The organism is Klebsiella sp. P1CD1 (genome assembly GCF_003790505.1).
Taxonomy (GTDB): Bacteria; Pseudomonadota; Gammaproteobacteria; order Enterobacterales; family Enterobacteriaceae; genus Klebsiella; species Klebsiella variicola.
In genome coordinates, this window is the sequence record NZ_CP033631.1 from 2,503,194 (window position 1) to 2,519,464 (window position 16,271).

Annotated in this window: 17 protein-coding genes; 15 read left to right on the forward strand and 2 right to left on the reverse strand. The window is 61.4% G+C overall.

Annotation, left to right across the window (positions count from 1 at the left end):
• The first annotated feature begins 44 nt into the window (after window positions 1-44).
• The 3 genes from DTA24_RS12445 to DTA24_RS12455 all read left to right on the forward strand — a co-directional run bounded on the left by DTA24_RS12445 (window position 45) and on the right by DTA24_RS12455 (window position 4,045).
• Window positions 45-1,814, forward strand: coding sequence for an ABC transporter permease (locus DTA24_RS12445; RefSeq protein ID WP_123836849.1), 1,770 nt, complete (start codon window positions 45-47; stop codon window positions 1,812-1,814).
• Entirely contained in the window at window positions 1,807-2,877 is a 1,071-nt protein-coding gene (locus DTA24_RS12450) for an ABC transporter ATP-binding protein (protein WP_123836850.1), read from the forward strand. The genes DTA24_RS12445 and DTA24_RS12450 overlap by 8 nt, the downstream gene beginning before the upstream one ends.
• Before the next feature lie 484 nt (window positions 2,878-3,361).
• Window positions 3,362-4,045 carry a YrhA family protein gene (locus DTA24_RS12455; RefSeq protein WP_123837176.1) on the forward strand — a complete coding sequence of 228 codons (684 nt, stop codon included), beginning with the start codon at window positions 3,362-3,364 and terminating at the stop codon, window positions 4,043-4,045.
• Between the two features lie 60 nt (window positions 4,046-4,105).
• On the opposite strand, the gene DTA24_RS12460 is transcribed toward DTA24_RS12455, so the two are convergent.
• A complete protein-coding gene (locus DTA24_RS12460) occupies window positions 4,106-4,477 on the reverse strand; it encodes a VOC family protein (RefSeq protein WP_064165832.1) in 372 nt (123 codons plus the stop codon).
• A gap of 500 nt (window positions 4,478-4,977) precedes the next feature.
• Between DTA24_RS12460 and DTA24_RS12465 the strand changes: the two genes are divergently transcribed.
• The 12 genes from DTA24_RS12465 (at window position 4,978) to ccmI (ending at window position 15,487) form a co-directional block, all read left to right on the forward strand.
• Window positions 4,978-5,733 (forward strand): gluconate 2-dehydrogenase subunit 3 family protein, encoded by a 756-nt coding sequence (locus DTA24_RS12465; protein WP_162550797.1) that lies wholly within the window; start codon window positions 4,978-4,980, stop codon window positions 5,731-5,733.
• Between the two features lie 2 nt (window positions 5,734-5,735).
• A complete protein-coding gene (locus DTA24_RS12470) occupies window positions 5,736-7,520 on the forward strand; it encodes a GMC family oxidoreductase (RefSeq protein WP_002908285.1) in 1,785 nt (594 codons plus the stop codon).
• Between the two features lie 10 nt (window positions 7,521-7,530).
• Window positions 7,531-8,871 (forward strand): c-type cytochrome, encoded by a 1,341-nt coding sequence (locus tag DTA24_RS12475; RefSeq protein ID WP_164481330.1) that lies wholly within the window; start codon window positions 7,531-7,533, stop codon window positions 8,869-8,871.
• Window positions 8,872-8,954: 83 nt separating this feature from the next.
• Complete coding sequence (gene ccmA, locus DTA24_RS12480) at window positions 8,955-9,578, forward strand: cytochrome c biogenesis heme-transporting ATPase CcmA (RefSeq protein ID WP_012967963.1); 624 nt, start codon at window positions 8,955-8,957, stop codon at window positions 9,576-9,578.
• Window positions 9,575-10,234 carry a heme exporter protein CcmB gene (gene ccmB / locus DTA24_RS12485; RefSeq protein ID WP_012967964.1) on the forward strand — a complete coding sequence of 220 codons (660 nt, stop codon included), beginning with the start codon at window positions 9,575-9,577 and terminating at the stop codon, window positions 10,232-10,234. Before ccmA ends, ccmB begins: the two co-directional genes overlap by 4 nt.
• A gap of 49 nt (window positions 10,235-10,283) precedes the next feature.
• Window positions 10,284-11,021: a heme ABC transporter permease gene (locus DTA24_RS12490; RefSeq protein WP_008804529.1), complete on the forward strand. Its 738-nt coding sequence runs from the start codon at window positions 10,284-10,286 to the stop codon at window positions 11,019-11,021.
• The gene (gene ccmD / locus DTA24_RS12495; RefSeq protein ID WP_002908220.1) at window positions 11,018-11,248 is read left to right on the forward strand and encodes a heme exporter protein CcmD; all 231 of its coding nucleotides are present in this window, start codon (window positions 11,018-11,020) and stop codon (window positions 11,246-11,248) included. Before DTA24_RS12490 ends, ccmD begins: the two co-directional genes overlap by 4 nt.
• Window positions 11,232-11,690 (forward strand): cytochrome c maturation protein CcmE, encoded by a 459-nt coding sequence (ccmE, locus tag DTA24_RS12500; RefSeq protein ID WP_008804530.1) that lies wholly within the window; start codon window positions 11,232-11,234, stop codon window positions 11,688-11,690. Before ccmD ends, ccmE begins: the two co-directional genes overlap by 17 nt.
• On the forward strand, window positions 11,687-13,639 hold the full coding sequence (locus DTA24_RS12505; RefSeq protein WP_110196270.1) for a heme lyase CcmF/NrfE family subunit: 1,953 nt from the start codon (window positions 11,687-11,689) through the stop codon (window positions 13,637-13,639). The genes ccmE and DTA24_RS12505 overlap by 4 nt, the downstream gene beginning before the upstream one ends.
• On the forward strand, window positions 13,636-14,190 hold the full coding sequence (locus tag DTA24_RS12510; protein ID WP_008804532.1) for a DsbE family thiol:disulfide interchange protein: 555 nt from the start codon (window positions 13,636-13,638) through the stop codon (window positions 14,188-14,190). Before DTA24_RS12505 ends, DTA24_RS12510 begins: the two co-directional genes overlap by 4 nt.
• An 11-nt stretch (window positions 14,191-14,201) precedes the next feature.
• Window positions 14,202-14,648, forward strand: coding sequence for a cytochrome c-type biogenesis protein (locus tag DTA24_RS12515; protein ID WP_014599186.1), 447 nt, complete (start codon window positions 14,202-14,204; stop codon window positions 14,646-14,648).
• Entirely contained in the window at window positions 14,645-15,487 is an 843-nt protein-coding gene (gene ccmI / locus DTA24_RS28620) for a c-type cytochrome biogenesis protein CcmI (protein WP_046879013.1), read from the forward strand. The genes DTA24_RS12515 and ccmI overlap by 4 nt, the downstream gene beginning before the upstream one ends.
• A gap of 263 nt (window positions 15,488-15,750) precedes the next feature.
• Here the strand turns inward: ccmI and DTA24_RS12530 are convergent, their stop codons facing one another.
• A complete protein-coding gene (locus tag DTA24_RS12530; RefSeq protein ID WP_023297784.1) occupies window positions 15,751-16,269 on the reverse strand; it encodes a GNAT family N-acetyltransferase in 519 nt (172 codons plus the stop codon).
• Window positions 16,270-16,271: the final 2 nt, after the last annotated feature.

Genomic DNA, 16,271 nt, shown 5'->3' on the forward strand with positions numbered 1-16,271 from the left:
ATTCACACCCGGCGGGTTTTTTCTCCTGACCAAAGGGATGAACCATGAATGTATTACTCAGAAAGTGGCAGGGGCTGCCGCGCGGCGTGGTGGTGTGCATCACGGCGCTGGTGATTTATGTCCCACTGTTATTTATTGTGGTGCAGAGTTTTCTCTCCGCGCCATTCTTTTCCCGCTCCAAATCGTGGAGTCTGGAAGCGTTCGCCTTTATTTTTACCGACCCGGATTTTTATCTGGCATTAAGGTCAGGTTTTATTCTGGCCTTTGGCCTGGTGATTATTGCCATTCCGCTGGGCGGTATTTTGGCGTTTCTGATGGTGCGCACCGATTTACCCGGCCGGCGGATCATTGAGCCGCTGATCCTGGTGCCGATCTTCGTCTCGCCGATGGTGCTGGGCTTTGGCTACGTGGTGGCCGCCGGGCCGGTAGGCTTCTTTTCCCAGTGGGCGCAGCAGCTGATCGGCTTTGTGCCGTGGAATATCTACTCGATGTTCAGCATTGTGGTCATCGCCGGCTTAACCCACGTTCCGCACGCCTATCTCTATATCTCTTCGGCGCTGCGCAGCGTCGGTTCCGACGTGGAAGAGGCGGCGCGCACCGTCGGCGCTACCCCGCTGCAGGTGATGACCTCGGTGAGTCTGCCGATGGTGCGGCCATCCATCCTTTACGCCTGCGTGCTGCTCTTCTTCCTCGGTCTGGAGGTTTTCGGTCTGATGCTGGTGCTGGGCGACCCCGAGGGCAACATGGTGCTGGCGACCTATCTTTATAAGCTGACCAACAAGCTCGGCACCCCCTCCTACCATCTGATGGCGGCGGTGGCGGTGGTGCTGATCTGCATTACCATCCCGCTGGTGATGCTCCAGCGGCGACTGATGCGCACCGCCAACCGCTTTGTCACCATGAAGGGCAAGGCGTCGCAGGCGCGGGCGCTGCCGCTGGGCAAATGGCGCTGGGTGGCCGGGGCGGTGGTGGTGGCCTGGCTGACGGTGACCATCGGCGTGCCGCTGCTCGGCGTGGCGCTGCGCGCCTTTATCTCCAACTGGGGCGTCGGGGTGTCGCTGTGGGATGAGCTGTCGCTGGCGACGTTCCACAATATCTGGCAGCAGCCCAACCTGCTGCGGGCAATCGTCAACTCGATGGCTATCGGCATCGTCGGCGGCGCGCTGGCGGTGATCTGCTATCTGTTTGTCGGCATCGCCATGCACCGCAAAGCGGACAACGTCACCCGCTTTCTCGACTACAGCGTGCTGGTCCCGCGTGCGGTGCCGGGGCTGCTGGCCGGGCTGGCCTTCCTGTGGGTGTTCCTGTTTGTGCCGATGTGGCTCGATCAGTCGCTGAAGCACGGCTGGCTCTCGGCGCTGCCGGTGGCCGACTGGCTGCGCGAACACCTTATCGTGCAACTGCGTGCCCTGCGCAACACTATCTTCAGCGTCTGGCTGGCCTACACCGTGGTATGGATGGCTTACGGCCTGCGGCTCATCTCTTCGACGCTGCTGCAGGTGGGCCCGGAGCTGGAGGAGGCGGCGCGCAGCACCGGCGCTTCCCGGGGGCAGATCACCCGCCACGTGACTGTCCCGCTGTCGCGCTATGGGCTGATTGGCTCCTGGCTGCTGATGTTCCTTATCTTTGAGCGTGAGTATTCCACCGGCGTCTATCTGCTGTCGCCGGGTACCGAAACCATCGGCTCGATGCTGGTGTCGCTGTGGGCGGCGGGGGCCATCGATATCGTCGCGGCGCTCTCCTTTATCAATATTCTGCTGGTGGTGATTGGCCTTGGTATCGCCCTGCGCTTTGGAGTGAAATTACATGATTGAGTTATCGGTAGAAAATCTGCATCTCACCTATGGCGACAACCCGGTGCTGAAGGGGGTTTCCATGACGCTTGGCCGGGGAGAGGTGGTGTCGCTGCTGGGGCCTTCGGGAAGCGGCAAAACCACGCTACTGCGGGCGGTGGCCGGGCTGGAAAAACCGACGAGCGGACGGATCGCCATCGGCAACCGCACGGTGTACGACGGCACGCCGCGCAGCGAGATCCCGGCCGAAGAGCGTAACCTGGGCCTGGTCTTTCAGTCCTATGCCCTGTGGCCGCACAAAACGGTGTTCCACAACGTGGCCTATCCGCTGAAGCTGCGTAAAGTGGCTGCGGGGGAGATAAAAGAGCGGGTGCAGCGCGTACTGGATCAACTGGGGCTGGGGCACCTCGGCAACCGCCATCCGCACCAGCTCTCCGGTGGCCAGCAGCAGCGGGTGGCCATCGGCCGGGCGCTGGTCTACAACCCGCCGGTGATCCTGCTGGATGAACCGCTCTCCAACCTTGACGCCAAACTGCGCGAAGAGGCGCGGGTGTTTCTGCGCGAGCTGATCATCAAGCTGGGCCTGTCGGCGCTGATGGTCACCCACGATCAGAATGAAGCAATGGCCATCTCCGATCGTATTCTGCTGCTGAACAATGGCGTCATTGAGCAGCAGGGGACGCCGCAGGAGATGTACGGCAGCCCGGCGACGCTGTTCGCCGCCGAGTTTATGGGCAGCAATAACCGTCTGCACGGTAAGGTGACGGCGCTGGAAAACGGTCGTGCGAGGGTTGAAGGCGCCAGCTGGACGCTGTGGGGTCGAGCGGGCGAGGGGGTCAGCGTTGGCCAGCCGGCGACGGCGGTGATCCGCGTCGAGCGCCTGCGTCTCGACGGCGCAGCGCAGGATAATAGCCTCCAGCTCCCGCTGCTGACCAGCATGTACCTCGGCGACCGCTGGGAGTACCTGTTCCGTACCGAAGGCGACGACTTTCCGCTGCGCGCCTACGGAACGGCGCTGCGCGATGCCGAACACTGCCATCTGACGCTCCCGGCGGAGGATGTGTGGATTTTTCCGCAGCGGTAACTACGCGAAGCCACGGAAGGCAAACGTCAAGACGTCGCGCTATATTCTGGGGATGACAAAAGCGTTTGGCGCCTGGCTATGGATCGGGCAGGCCAGTAGGGTAGGCCGGCCCAGGTCAGCAGCAAGTCGACGGTGGTGATATGGGGACATACTTTTTCGTTTGATAAAGGTTGATGCTGATGCGGAAACCCTGCGGAGTGCAATTATCGTAAATCTGGTGTTTTAATACGCCGCTAAACACAATATGCTGGTGTCTTCCCCACATGCGTGGGGGTGTTTCCTGCAGCGGGACATCATTTAGCGTGATGACATCGTCTTCCCCACATGCGTGGGGGTGTTTCTGTTAAGCATGGTTTTGTCAGAGTATATGGACTGTCTTCCCCACGTGTGTGGGGGTGTGTCTAAAAAAGAAAAACTCTCCGGTTCCCTGTTCGGGTCTTCACCACACGTGTGGGGCCTGTTTTCGTTTGATAAGGAAATTAAAATGAAAAGAGCCGAATTAGACGTTGTGGTTTTAGGTGAGGATTTACCGAATGAAGGGCTGGTAAAAGGAACGCTTGGTACGATTGTTATGGTTTTTAATACGCCAACAACTGGCTATCTGGTCGAGTTTTGCGACGAGAAAGGAAAAACAATCGCAATGCCAGTTTTATTCCCCGCCCAGCTAAAGCGCTATTTCACGATTGGTAACCTGAAGTCGCTGATGGTGGAAGGTAATTATCCCGTAGCCGACCCTGTAGACCCAGATGTCATGGCAGATTTAATGCACAAAGTCGCGCCTGTTGAATGGGAGGACAAGAAAAGAAGGGTCTATGAGGATATTCAACGACTATTGATTAGTCGGCCGGACTACGCGGATATGTTCAATATTATGGATGGGGGTGAGTACAATGGCATGACATTGTACAGCCTGGTGCAGGCAGAGAACGGTGAACCTGCATGGTCGAATATCTTTGTTCGAAACTTTGATACGCGTATTAACGAAATCTATGTCGATCCGAACCTCAATGACAAAGTAGTGATTGGTGAAGAGGGCATGTCCGTGATTGTCTACAGCTTCACAGATGACCGTTTCGAAATCCGCGATAAAGTCTCCTCGGATTATGTCATTGAGTCACATACCCACTTCACCGGACTGTTGTCCGCCCTCATTGAGTCGGTCAGCTGAATCCGAGACATCCATACCTTCAGCGTTTCCCACGGACGTGGGAATTTTTTTCCGCTCGGCTTACCCCGCCAGATGGCACACGGCTTCAATATTGTGTCCGTCTGGCGCAATCACAAAGGCGGCGTAGTAACTGGCGTGGTAGTTTGGCCGTACCCCCGGCGCGCCGTTGTCCTTTCCTCCGGCGGCCAGCGCCGCCTGCCAGAAGGCATCGACCTGCTCGCGGCTGTCGGCGCGAAAGGCAATGTGCAGCGGCGCTGGTTTTTCCGCACTTTGATAGAGGCATAGAGAAACATCGCCGCTGCCGGCCAGCTCTGCGCCGTAGGTCGGCTCGCCTTCGCCAACCAGCGTTACGCCAAGCGGGGCCAGGGCCTGTAAAAAGAACGTTTTGCTGGCGGCATAGTCGCTAGCGCCGAATTTCACATGATCGAACATATCTTCTCTTCTCCTGTGGATGGGGATCGCCAGCTGAACGCGTTAGCCGGGAAATAGATGCAAAATAGTTAACAACGGTTATTAACTTTTTTAACAGCTCAAAATGTTTAATTATTCCTAATACGAGTATTTACAGACGTTTAATCTGCCATGTACCATAAACAAAAAATAACATTTGTGATACAAGTCACTCTTTTATGGCGCATGGGTAAGCTCAGCGCGGTGTGAATGCCGCTGGTTTACCGCCTCAAGGTTATGGCAGCACCCTTCTCACGATGACATTCCGGTGAATTTCTCTCCGATTTCCCGCGTTTCGTTGAGAATCGTCTACTATCCAAACGATAACCCTATAAATGATATCGCCTCTGGCGATGTTTTATCCGACTTGCCGGGCCGGGCCAGACGCTAAGCGGTTTGAAAGCGCAATGGTATCGGTTCCAGCACGACATTCACTGGGTTTGTCTGCGACAAAAACAGTAATTTTCAATGACAGGAATGTGATGATGTCGAGCGAGAAAACCAACAATTCCAGGCGTGATTTCCTGGTGAAATCGATGGCGCTGATCCCGACGGTGGTGATCGGCGGCGCGGGAGCAGGGGCCATTGGCGTGGCCACCAGCGCGACCGCGCAGGCGGCCCCCGCGTCTGAGCCTGCTTCCGGGAACACGGCGGCGGCCAGCGACTGGAAGCCGCAGTTCTTCAACGATCGTGAGTGGGTGTTTATCAACGCCGCCGTCGCTCGCTTAATCCCGGCGGATGAACTCGGTCCCGGCGCCAAAGAGGCCGGCGTCCCGGAGTTTATCGATCGCCAGCTCAATACCCCCTACGCCACCGGCTCCATCTGGTATATGCAGGGGCCCTTCAACCCCGACGTGCCGAAAGAGATGGGTTATCAGCTGCCGCTGGTGCCTAAACAGATCTATAACCTCGGGATCGCTGATGCCGAGGCGTGGTGCCAGGACAAATATCATAAAACCTTCGCTGAACTGAGCAGCGAGCAGCAGGACGAGGCGCTCGGCCTGTGGGAATCCGGCAAAGCCGAGTTCAAACAGCTGCCGGCCTCGCTGTTCTTCACCTATCTGCTACAGAACACCCGCGAAGGGTTCTTCAGCGACCCGATCCATGGCGGCAATAAAGGCATGGTCGGCTGGACGCTGATTAATTTTCCCGGCGCGCGCGCCGACTTTATGGACTGGGTTGAACGGGGCGAACGCTACCCCTTCCCGCCGGTATCAATTAATGGGGAGAGGGCGTAATCATGGCCACCGTATTGAAAAAAACCGATGTCGCGATCGTCGGCTTCGGCTGGGTTGGGGCGATCATGGCCAAAGAGCTGACCGAAGCCGGGCTCAACGTCGTCGCGCTGGAGCGCGGCCCGATGCGCGACACCTGGCCGGATGGCGCCTATCCGCAGGTGATTGACGAGCTGACCTACAACATCCGCCGCAAGCTGTTCCAGGATCTGTCGAAAAGCACTGTCACCATCCGGCATAACACCAGCCAGCAGGCGGTGCCGTATCGCCAGCTGGCGGCCTTCCTGCCGGGTACCGGCGTGGGCGGGGCCGGGCTGCACTGGTCCGGCGTCCATTTCCGCGTCGATCCCATCGAACTGCGGATGCGCAGCCACTATGAAGAACGCTACGGCAAAAACTTCATTCCCCAGGATATGATCATCCAGGATTTCGGTGTCACCTACGACGAGCTGGAGCCGTTCTTCGATAAAGCGGAAAAAGTGTTCGGCACCTCAGGGACCGCCTGGTCGATCAAAGGCAAGGTGGTCGGCAAAGGCCGCGGCGGCAACGCCTTCGCCCCGGACCGCTCAGACGACTTCCCGCTGCCGGCGCAGAAAAACACCTGGTCGGCGCAGCTGTTTGAAAAAGCGGCGCTGGAAGTGGGGTATCACCCCTATAACCTGCCGTCGGCCAACACTTCCGACTCCTATACCAACCCCTACGGCGCGCAGATGGGCCCGTGCAACTTCTGCGGTTTCTGCAGCGGCTACGCCTGCTACATGTACTCCAAAGCCTCGCCGAACGTGAACATCCTGCCGGCGCTGCGCCAGGAAAAACGCTTTGAGCTGCGGACCAACGCCAACGTGCTGAAGGTCAACCTGACCGACGACAAATCCCGCGCCACCGGCGTGACCTACGTCGACGGCCAGGGGCGCGAAATGGAACAGCCGGCGGACCTGGTGATTATCGGCGCCTTCCAGTTCCACAACGTGCACCTGATGCTGCTCTCCGGGATCGGCAAACCGTACAATCCGGAGACCGGCGAAGGGGTGGTGGGGCGTAACTTCGCCTACCAGAACATGACCACCATCAAGGCCATTTTCGACAAAGACACCTATACCAACCCGTTTATCGGCGCGGGCGGCAACGGCGTCGGGGTCGACGACTTCAACGCCGACAACTTCGACCACGGCGCGGCGGGCTTTGTGGGCGGTTCGCCATTCTGGGTCAACCAGGCCGGGACCAAGCCCATCTCCGGTTTCCCGGTACCGCCGGGCACCCCGGCGTGGGGCAGCAAGTGGAAAGCGGCGGTTGCCGATACCTACACCCATCACCTGTCGATGGATGCCCACGGCGCGCACCAGTCCTATCGGCAGAACTACCTCGATCTTGATCCGAACTACAAAAACGTCTTCGGCCAGCCGCTGCTGCGCATGACCTTCGACTGGCAGGAAAACGACATCAAGATGGCGCAGTTTATGTTCGATAAGATGGCGCCGATCGCCAAAGCGATGAAGCCGAAATATATCCTCGGCAGCCCGAAAAACGCCAACAGCCACTTTGATACCACCACCTACCAGACCACCCATATGAACGGCGGGGCGGTGATGGGGGAAGATCCGAAAACCAGCGCCGTTAACCGTTATCTGCAAAGCTGGGACGTGCATAATGTCTTCGTCATCGGCGCCTCCGCGTTCCCGCAGGGGCTGGGCTACAACCCAACCGGCACGGTGGCCGCGCTGGCCTACTGGTCAGCGAAGGCGATCCGCGAGCAGTATCTGAAAAATCCGGGACCCCTGGTGCAGGCATAAAGGAAGGCAGATGATGAAAATGCAATGGTTATCGGCCCTGGTGCTTGGGGCATTGAGCTGCGCGGCTTTTGCCGAAGAGGCGCCTGCGGACAGCAATCTGATTAAGCAGGGGGAGTATCTGGCGCGGGCGGGGGATTGTGTCGCCTGCCACACCAACGGCAAAGCGGGGAAACCTTTCGCCGGCGGTCTGCCGATGGAGACGCCGATCGGCACCATCTACTCCACCAATATCACGCCGGATAAAGAACACGGCATCGGCGGGTACACCTTCGAAGAGTTCGACGACGCGGTGCGCAAGGGCGTGCGGAAAGACGGTTCCACGCTCTATCCGGCGATGCCGTATCCCTCGTTCGCGCGGATCAGTGAAGCGGACATGCGCGCCATGTACGCCTACTTCATGCATGGCGTGGAACCGGTGAATGCCGCCAACAAGGACACCGACATCCCGTGGCCGCTGTCGATGCGCTGGCCGCTGGCGTTCTGGCGCGGCATCTTCGCCCCGACGCCGAGCGACTTTGTCGCCAACCCGCAGGTTGACCCGGTGCTGGAGCGCGGCCGCTATCTGGTGGAAGGCCTGGGCCACTGCGGTGCCTGCCATACCCCGCGCAGTCTGACGATGCAGGAAAAAGCGCTCAGCGAAAGCGAAGGCGATGATTACCTGGCGGGCAGCAATGCGCCGATTGACGGCTGGGTCGCCTCCAGCCTGCGCGGCGAAAACCGCGACGGTCTGGGGACCTGGAGCGAGGCTGAGCTGGCCGAGTTCCTGAAAACCGGACGCAACGATAAATCGGTGGTCTTCGGCGGCATGAGCGATGTGGTGGAGCACAGTCTGCAGTATCTTTCTGATGACGACATCACCGCCATCGCCCGCTATCTGAAGTCGCTCCCGCCGCGCGGCGGCAAACAGACCCCAGCCCCGGTGGAAGACAGCGTGGCGAAAGATCTGTGGAAGGGTAACGACAGCAAAACCGGCGCCGCGCTGTACGTTGATAACTGCGCCGCCTGCCACCGCACCGACGGCGCGGGCTATAAACGCGCCTTCCCGTCGCTGAAGGGCAACCCGGTGGTACAGACCGAAGATGCCACTTCGCTTATCCATATCGTTCTGACCGGGAGCACCACGCCGGCGGTGAAAGATGCGGTCTCCAACCTGACCATGCCGTCGTTCGGCTGGCGTCTGGACGAACAGCAGGTGGCGGATGTGGTCAACTTCATCCGCACCAGTTGGGGCAACAATGCGCCGGCGGTCAGCGCCAGCGATGTGGCGAAGGTGCGTAAGGAGACCGCAGCGCACGATGAGAAGGCGTTAGGCAACGCCGATATCTCGAAGCTGCCGGGGGCCGGACAGTAATCGTCAGGGTTGCGTCGCCCGCGCGGCGCAACCCATACTTAGCCACGACGTAAAATACTGTCTGAATCAAGGAGTTTGCCTTCATGCTGCATGCAGAGCGACTGACCTGCATCGTTGACGATCGACCGCTATTTGCGGCGCTGACGCTGTCCCTCGCTGCCGGCGAGCTGCTGCAGGTCGCCGGTGATAACGGCGCGGGGAAAACCTCGCTGCTGCGGATCCTTTGCGGCCTGGTGCGCCCGGAAAGCGGGGTGGTGAGCTGGCAGGGGCAGCCGCTGGCGAAGGTCCGGGAGTCATTTCATCGTCAGCTGCTGTGGCTGGGCCATAAACCCGGCGTCAACGCGGCGCTGACCGCCGATGAAAACCTGCGTTTCTTCTTTCCATCCAGCCGCCTTCAGCAGCGGGAAAGCGCCCTCGCCGCCGTCGGCCTGGCGGGCTATGAAGACCTCCCCTTGAGCCAGCTCTCCGCCGGGCAGCAGCGGCGGGTGGCGCTGACCCGCCTGTGGTTAACCGACGCGCCGCTGTGGATCCTCGATGAGCCGTTCACCGCGCTCGACGCCACGGCGATGGAAACCCTGACCCGCCGCCTGGAGCAGCACGCCCGGCAGGGGGGAAGCGCGATCCTCACCACTCATCAGCCGCTGCGGCCGCTGCGCTGTCCGTTGCGCACCCTGCGCCTCGGCGGCGACGCGGGAGGCGGGCAATGATGCGAGCGCTGTTGGCCCGGGAACTGCGCCTGGCGTGGCGCAGCGGGGCGGAGATCCTCAATCCGCTCTGGTTCTTTCTGATCGTCATCACCCTGTTTCCGTTCGGCGTCGGCGCCGCGCCACAGCTGCTGGCGCAGATTGCGCCGGGCGTGGTGTGGGTCGCCGCGCTGCTGGCGGCGCTGCTGGTGATGGATCGGTTGTTTCGCGACGACTGGCAGGACGGTTCCCTGGAGCAACTGATGCTCCTGCCGACGCCGCTGGTGGCGGTTGTGCTGGTGAAGGTGGTTGCCCACTGGATGATGAGCGGCCTGCCGCTGCTGATCGTCTCGCCGCTGGCGGCGCTGCTGCTGGGGATGAGTCTGCACGATGCCGGCGTGCTGGCGCTGACCTTGTTGCTCGGCACCCCGACGCTCAGTTTTCTCGGCGCGGTGGGGGTTGGCCTGACGGTCGGCCTGAAGCGCGGCGGCGTCCTGCTGAGCCTGCTGGTGCTGCCGCTGGCGGTGCCGCTGCTGATTTTCGCCACCGCGGCCTGCCAGGCGGCGGCCGCTGGGCTCCCGGTCAGCGGCTATCTGGCGATGCTGGCGGCGTTCTTAACCGCCAGCGCCACCCTGTGCCCGTTCGCCACCGCCGCCGCGCTGCGGCTGACCGTGCAATAATTCGCTGCGCCTGCGGGCGCGGCCATCATAACCGTGTGAGTAAGCGTCTATGTGGAAAGCGTTACATCAACTGGCGATCCCCGAGCGGCTGTACCGTCTGTGCGGATGCTGGATCCCCTGGCTGGCGGCGTTGAGCGCGCTGTTGCTGGTCATCGGCCTGGGGTGGGGCTTTGGCTTCGCCCCCGCGGACTATCAGCAGGGGGAAAGCTATCGGATCATGTACCTTCACGTCCCGGCGGCGATGTGGTCGATGGGGCTGTACCTGGCGATGGCCGTCGCGGCCTTCGTCGGGGTGGTCTGGCAGATCAAAATGGCCGACCTGGCGATCGCCGCCCTGGCGCCGGTGGGGGCGGTCTGCACCCTGGTGGCACTGGTCAGCGGCGCGGCATGGGGTAAGCCGATGTGGGGAACCTGGTGGATCTGGGACGCCCGCCTGACCTCAGAGCTGGTGCTGCTGTTTCTTTACGCCGGAGTCATCGCCCTGTGGCACGCCTTTGACGACCGGCGGCTGGCCGGGCGCGCGGCCGGGATCCTCGTCCTGGTCGGGGTGGTCAATCTGCCCATCATTCATTACTCGGTCTACTGGTGGAACACCCTGCACCAGGGCTCGACCAACCTGCAGCAAACCATCGACCCAAGCATGCGTCTGCCGCTGCGGATCTGCATCTTTGCCTTCCTCATGCTGTCGGTCACGCTGACCCTGATGCGCCTGCGTAACCTGATCCTGCAGCTGGAGCGCCGTCGACCGTGGGTGGTGGCGCTGGTGAATAAAGGAGCTGCCCGATGAGCCCCGCCTTTTCGTCTTTCGCCGCCTTCCTGAATATGGGCGGCTATGCCGTGTACGTCTGGCTGGCGGTGGCCGTGGCGGTCGCCGCCTTTGGCCTGCTGACGGTGCATACCCTGTGGGCGCGGCGGGCGCTGTTCCATGAGGTACGACGCCAGCAGGCGCGCGAGCGGCGGATCGCTGCCGCCCGCGAACACGACAAGGAGGCCGCGGATGCAAGCGCGTCGTAAAACCCGGCTGTATATCGTGCTGGCGGTGCTCGCCGGCCTCGGGCTGACCGTCAGCCTGACGCTGTACGCCCTGAGCAGCAATATCGATCTGTTCTACACCCCGGGGGAAATTATCTACGGCAAAACGGAAACCCGGGCGCTGCCCCATACCGGGCAGCGGCTGCGGGTGGGGGGCTACGTTCAGCCGGGCTCCCTGCAGCGCGACCCGCAAACCCTCGACGTGCGCTTTAAGCTGTATGACGCCCTCGGGGTCGTGGACGTCAGCTATAAGGGCATTCTGCCGGACCTGTTCCGTGAAGGTCAGGGCGTGGTGGCCCAGGGCGTACTGGACGGCGAGCGGCATATTACCGCCCAGCAGGTGCTGGCCAAACATGATGAAAATTACACGCCGCCAGAGGTGAAAAACGCCATGACGCCGGAGAAAACGGGGGCGCAGCCATGATGCCGGAGCTGGGCAACTTTTTATTGTGTCTGGCGGCGGGGCTGGCGCTGCTCCTGAGCGTCTATCCCCTGTGGGGCGCGGCGCGGCAGGACCGGCGGCTGATGGCCCTGGCCCGGCCGCTGGCCTGTGGGCTGTTCGCCTGTATCGGCGGCGCCTTCCTGCTGCTGGTGCACGCCTTCGTGGTCAATGACTTTACCGTCCGCTACGTGGCGGAAAACTCCAACAGCGCGCTGCCGGTGTGGTATCGGGTGGCGGCGACCTGGGGGGCGCACGAGGGCTCGCTGCTGCTGTGGGTCCTGCTGCTCAGCGTCTGGACCTTCGCCGTCGCCCTCTTCAGCCGCCGGATGCCGCTCGACGCCGTCGCCCGGGTGCTGGCGGTGATGGGGATGATCGCCTTTGGGTTCCTGCTGTTTATCCTCTTTACCTCCAACCCGTTCAGCCGCGGCCTGCCGCAGTACCCCATTGATGGCCGCGACCTCAATCCGCTGTTGCAGGATATCGGCATGATTTTCCATCCGCCGATCCTCTATATGGGTTACGTCGGCTTCTCGGTGGCTTTCGCCTTTGCCATCGCCTCGCTGCTGGCGGGGCGGCTGGATACTGCCTGGGCGCGCTGGTCGCGTCCCTGGACCCAGGCGGCATGGATGTTCCTCACCCTCGGCATCGTGCTGGGCTCGGCGTGGGCTTACTACGAACTGGGCTGGGGCGGGTGGTGGTTCTGGGACCCGGTGGAAAACGCCTCGTTTATGCCGTGGCTGGTGGGGACCGCGCTGCTGCACTCCCTGGCGGTGACCGAGAAGCGCGGCAGCTTCCGCGCCTGGACGGTGCTGCTGGCCATCGCCGCCTTCTCTCTGTGTCTGCTGGGCACCTTCCTGGTGCGCTCCGGGGTGCTGGTCTCGGTGCATGCCTTCGCCTCGGATCCGTCACGCGGGCTGTTTATTCTGGTACTGCTGATTGTCGCCATCGGCGGATCGCTGCTGCTGTACGCCCTGAAGGGCGGCCGGGTGCGGGCGCGGGTGGAACATACGCTGTGGTCGCGCGAGTCGTTCCTGCTTGGCAACAATATCTTGCTGATGGCCGCGATGCTGGTGGTGCTCCTCGGGACGTTGTTGCCGCTGGTGCATAAAGAGCTGGGCCTCGGCAGCATCTCCATTGGCGAGCCGTTCTTCAATACCATGTTCACCGCCCTGATGGCGCCTTTTGCGCTGCTGCTGGGGCTGGGACCGCTGATCCGCTGGCGGCGCGATGACGTCGCCAGGCAGATTAAACGCCTGATTATTGCCCTGGTGGTGACGTTGTCACTTTCTCTGGCGCTGCCGTGGCTGCTGCAGGACCGTATCACCGCCATGGCGGTCATCGGCCTGATGATGGCCCTGTGGGTGCTGATCTTCGCCCTGCTGGAGGTTCACGAACGGGCCACCCATCGCCACGGCTTCTGGCGCGGCCTGCGCACTCTGACCCGCAGCCAGTGGGGGATGGTGCTCGGCCACGTCGGCGTGGCGGTGACCGTTATCGGCATCACCTTCAGCCAGAACTACAGCGTGGAACGCGATGTACGGATGCGCCCCGGCGACAGTATCGATATCCACCGCTATCACTTTGTGTTTAACGGCGTGCGCAATATCGTCGGCCCCAACTGGACCGGCGGCGAAGGCATTATTGCCGTGACCCGCAACGGCCGCCCGGAAGCGACGCTGTATGCCGAGAAGCGCTTTTACACCGCCAGCCGGATGATGATGACCGAGGCGGCGATCAGCGGCGGGCTGACCCGCGATCTGTACGCCGCGCTGGGGGAAGAGCTGAGCGACGGCAGCTGGGCGGTGCGTCTGTACTATAAACCGTTCGTTCGCTGGATCTGGTACGGCGGGGTACTGATGGCCCTCGGCGGTCTGTGCTGCATGCTCGACCCGCGCTACCGGATGCGTAAGAAGCTGCAGGAGGTCTCATGAACCGGAAGCTACTGTTTATCCCGCTGGTGCTGTTTCTGGCGCTGGCCGCCGCGCTGTTCTGGCAACTGATGCGCAACGCCGATGGCGATGACCCGACGACCCTCGAGTCGGCGCTGATTGGCAAACCGCTGCCGGAATTTCGCCTTGAAGCGCTGAATACCCCCGGCCAGACGCTGGACCGGCGCACGCTGATTGACGGCAAGCCGCTGCTGCTTAACGTCTGGGCCACCTGGTGTCCAACCTGTCGCGCCGAGCATCAGTTTCTCAACGGCCTGGCGCAGCAGGGCGTGCGGGTGGTGGGGATGAACTACAAAGACGATCGGCAGAAGGCGATGAGCTGGCTGCAGCGCCTGGGGAACCCGTACATGCTGAGCCTGTACGATGGCAACGGCATGCTTGGCCTGGATCTCGGGGTCTATGGCGCGCCGGAGACGTTTCTCATCGACGGTCAGGGCATCATCCGCTGGCGGCACGCCGGCGACCTGAACGAACGGGTGTGGCGCGAGGAGCTCCAGCCGCTGTGGGATCAATACAACCGGAGGGCGGGCTGATGAGATGTGCAATGGTCATCCTGCTGGCGCTGATGCTGACCGGCCAGGCGTGGGCCGCCATCGACACCTGGCAGTTTAAGGATGAGGCCCAGGAGCAGGCCTTCCGCGAGATCACCTCCCAGCTGCGCTGCCCGAAATGCCAGAACAACAGCATCGCCGACTCAAACGCGATGATTGCCGCTGATATGCGGCAGAAGGTGTACGAGCTGATGCAGCAGGGGAAAACGAAAGGGCAGATCGTTGACTATATGGTGGCCCGCTACGGTCATTTTGTCAGCTACGAGCCGCCCCTAACCGCGGGCACGGTGCTGCTGTGGCTGGGGCCGGGGCTGTTCGTGCTGGCGGGCGCGGGGGTGATTATCGCCCGCGCGCGTCGTCGCGACATTCCTGACGCGGCGCTCAGCGCCGAAGAGCGCCAGCGTCTGGCGGCATTATTGAAAGAAGGAAAAGAACGATGAGCCTGTTGGTGGTTATCGTCGCGCTGCTGCTGGCTGGCGCGCTGGGGCTGCTTTATTACCCGTGGCCGGGCAAAGGGGCGGTGGACCGCGATGCCCTCAACCGCGTCCTGTACCAGTCGCGTCTGCAGGAGCTGGCGCAGGAGCGCGGCGAGGACAACCCGGCGCTGGTCGTCGAGCTGCAGCGCACGCTGCTGACGGATATTCCGCCCCAGGCACAGCCTGGCGAACGGCCGCTAAGCCGCTGGGCGCTGCTTCCGGGCGCGCTGCTGCTGGTGGTTCTGAGTCTGGGCCTGTATCTGAAAACCAGCGATATTGGCCAGGTGCTGCTCTGGCAGCAGGCTGAACGGCATTATCCTGCGCTGTTGCAGCAGGTTAAGGACCCGACGGCGGCGCAGCTGCGTATGGATGAGCTGGCGGAGCTGCGGCTTGGCCTGCGCAGCCACCTGCAGACTACGCCGAACGACCTCGCCGGCTGGCAGCTGCTTGGGCGTCTTGGCCTGTTGTTGAACGATGGCGAGACGGCGATCGGCGCCTTTGGCCGGGCGCATGATCTGGCGGCGGATGACCCTGCGGCGGTTTTCGATTACGCCAGCGCGCTGGTGCGGGCGGGGGATAACGGTCAGGTTCGGATGGGCGAGTTGCTGCTGCGTGACCTGCATCAGCGGCAGCCGAACAGCCTGCCGGTGCTGGAGATGCTGGCCCTGAGCGCGGTGCGTAATGAAGATTACCCCGAAGCCGTGGCAGCCTTGCAGGCGTTACTGGCCCGGCTGCCGGAAGGGGATGCGCGGCGCGAGGCGATCGTCCGCCAGCTGGCGCAAGCGCAGCAGCAGGCGCAGTAACAGCCCGGCGGCGCTGCGCAGGCGCGGGCCTGGGCATGCCACCAGAAGAGTACGGGCGACCCTGTTTTTGTAGGCCGGGTCAGGCGCAGCCGCCACCCGGCAAAATTACGGCACAAGAGTGGTGTAACCGCGTAGCCGGATAAGGCGCCACGCGCCGCCATCCGGGAGTTTCCCTGCCGGCACTACGCTTAGCCGCTAGCGCGTGACGTCTCCTGGTGTCGATCAAGCCTGCTGTGTGCCAGAGCGGACGTCGTAATGTTTGTTCAGCTAACACCCGTTGAGCGTTTCATAATGATATCTCTCTGGGGATCTGTCCCAACCTGGAAGATATGTTCACCCACCTCGGTAAACCCAAGCTTACGGTAAAAAGAGATTGCCCTTGGGTTATGTTCCCAGACACCTAACCAGACAATATCCGATCCCTGTGCCGCAAATTCAGCAAAGCACTTGTGTATCAGCGCTTGTGCAAAACCTTTGCCATGATAAGGTTCATCGATATACAGACACAGGATTTCCCCGGCGTGAATGCTATTTACACAGGGAGGAAATGCTTCCCACCTCAGTTGGGCATACCCTATCAGTTTGCTTTCGTATTCGCAGACTAATGTAATCCAGTCTTCTCTGAGGATTTCTTGCAACTGAGTATCTGTTGAATAACTTGCCTGGCAGTGAAGCTCCATATCCTTCTGAGTATTACCCGCCTCAAACGTTTTTCTAAAGGTGCGTTCGGCTAAAATGGCAAGCTCTTCTGCATCAGAGGGACGGGCCCTACGGATTAACATTT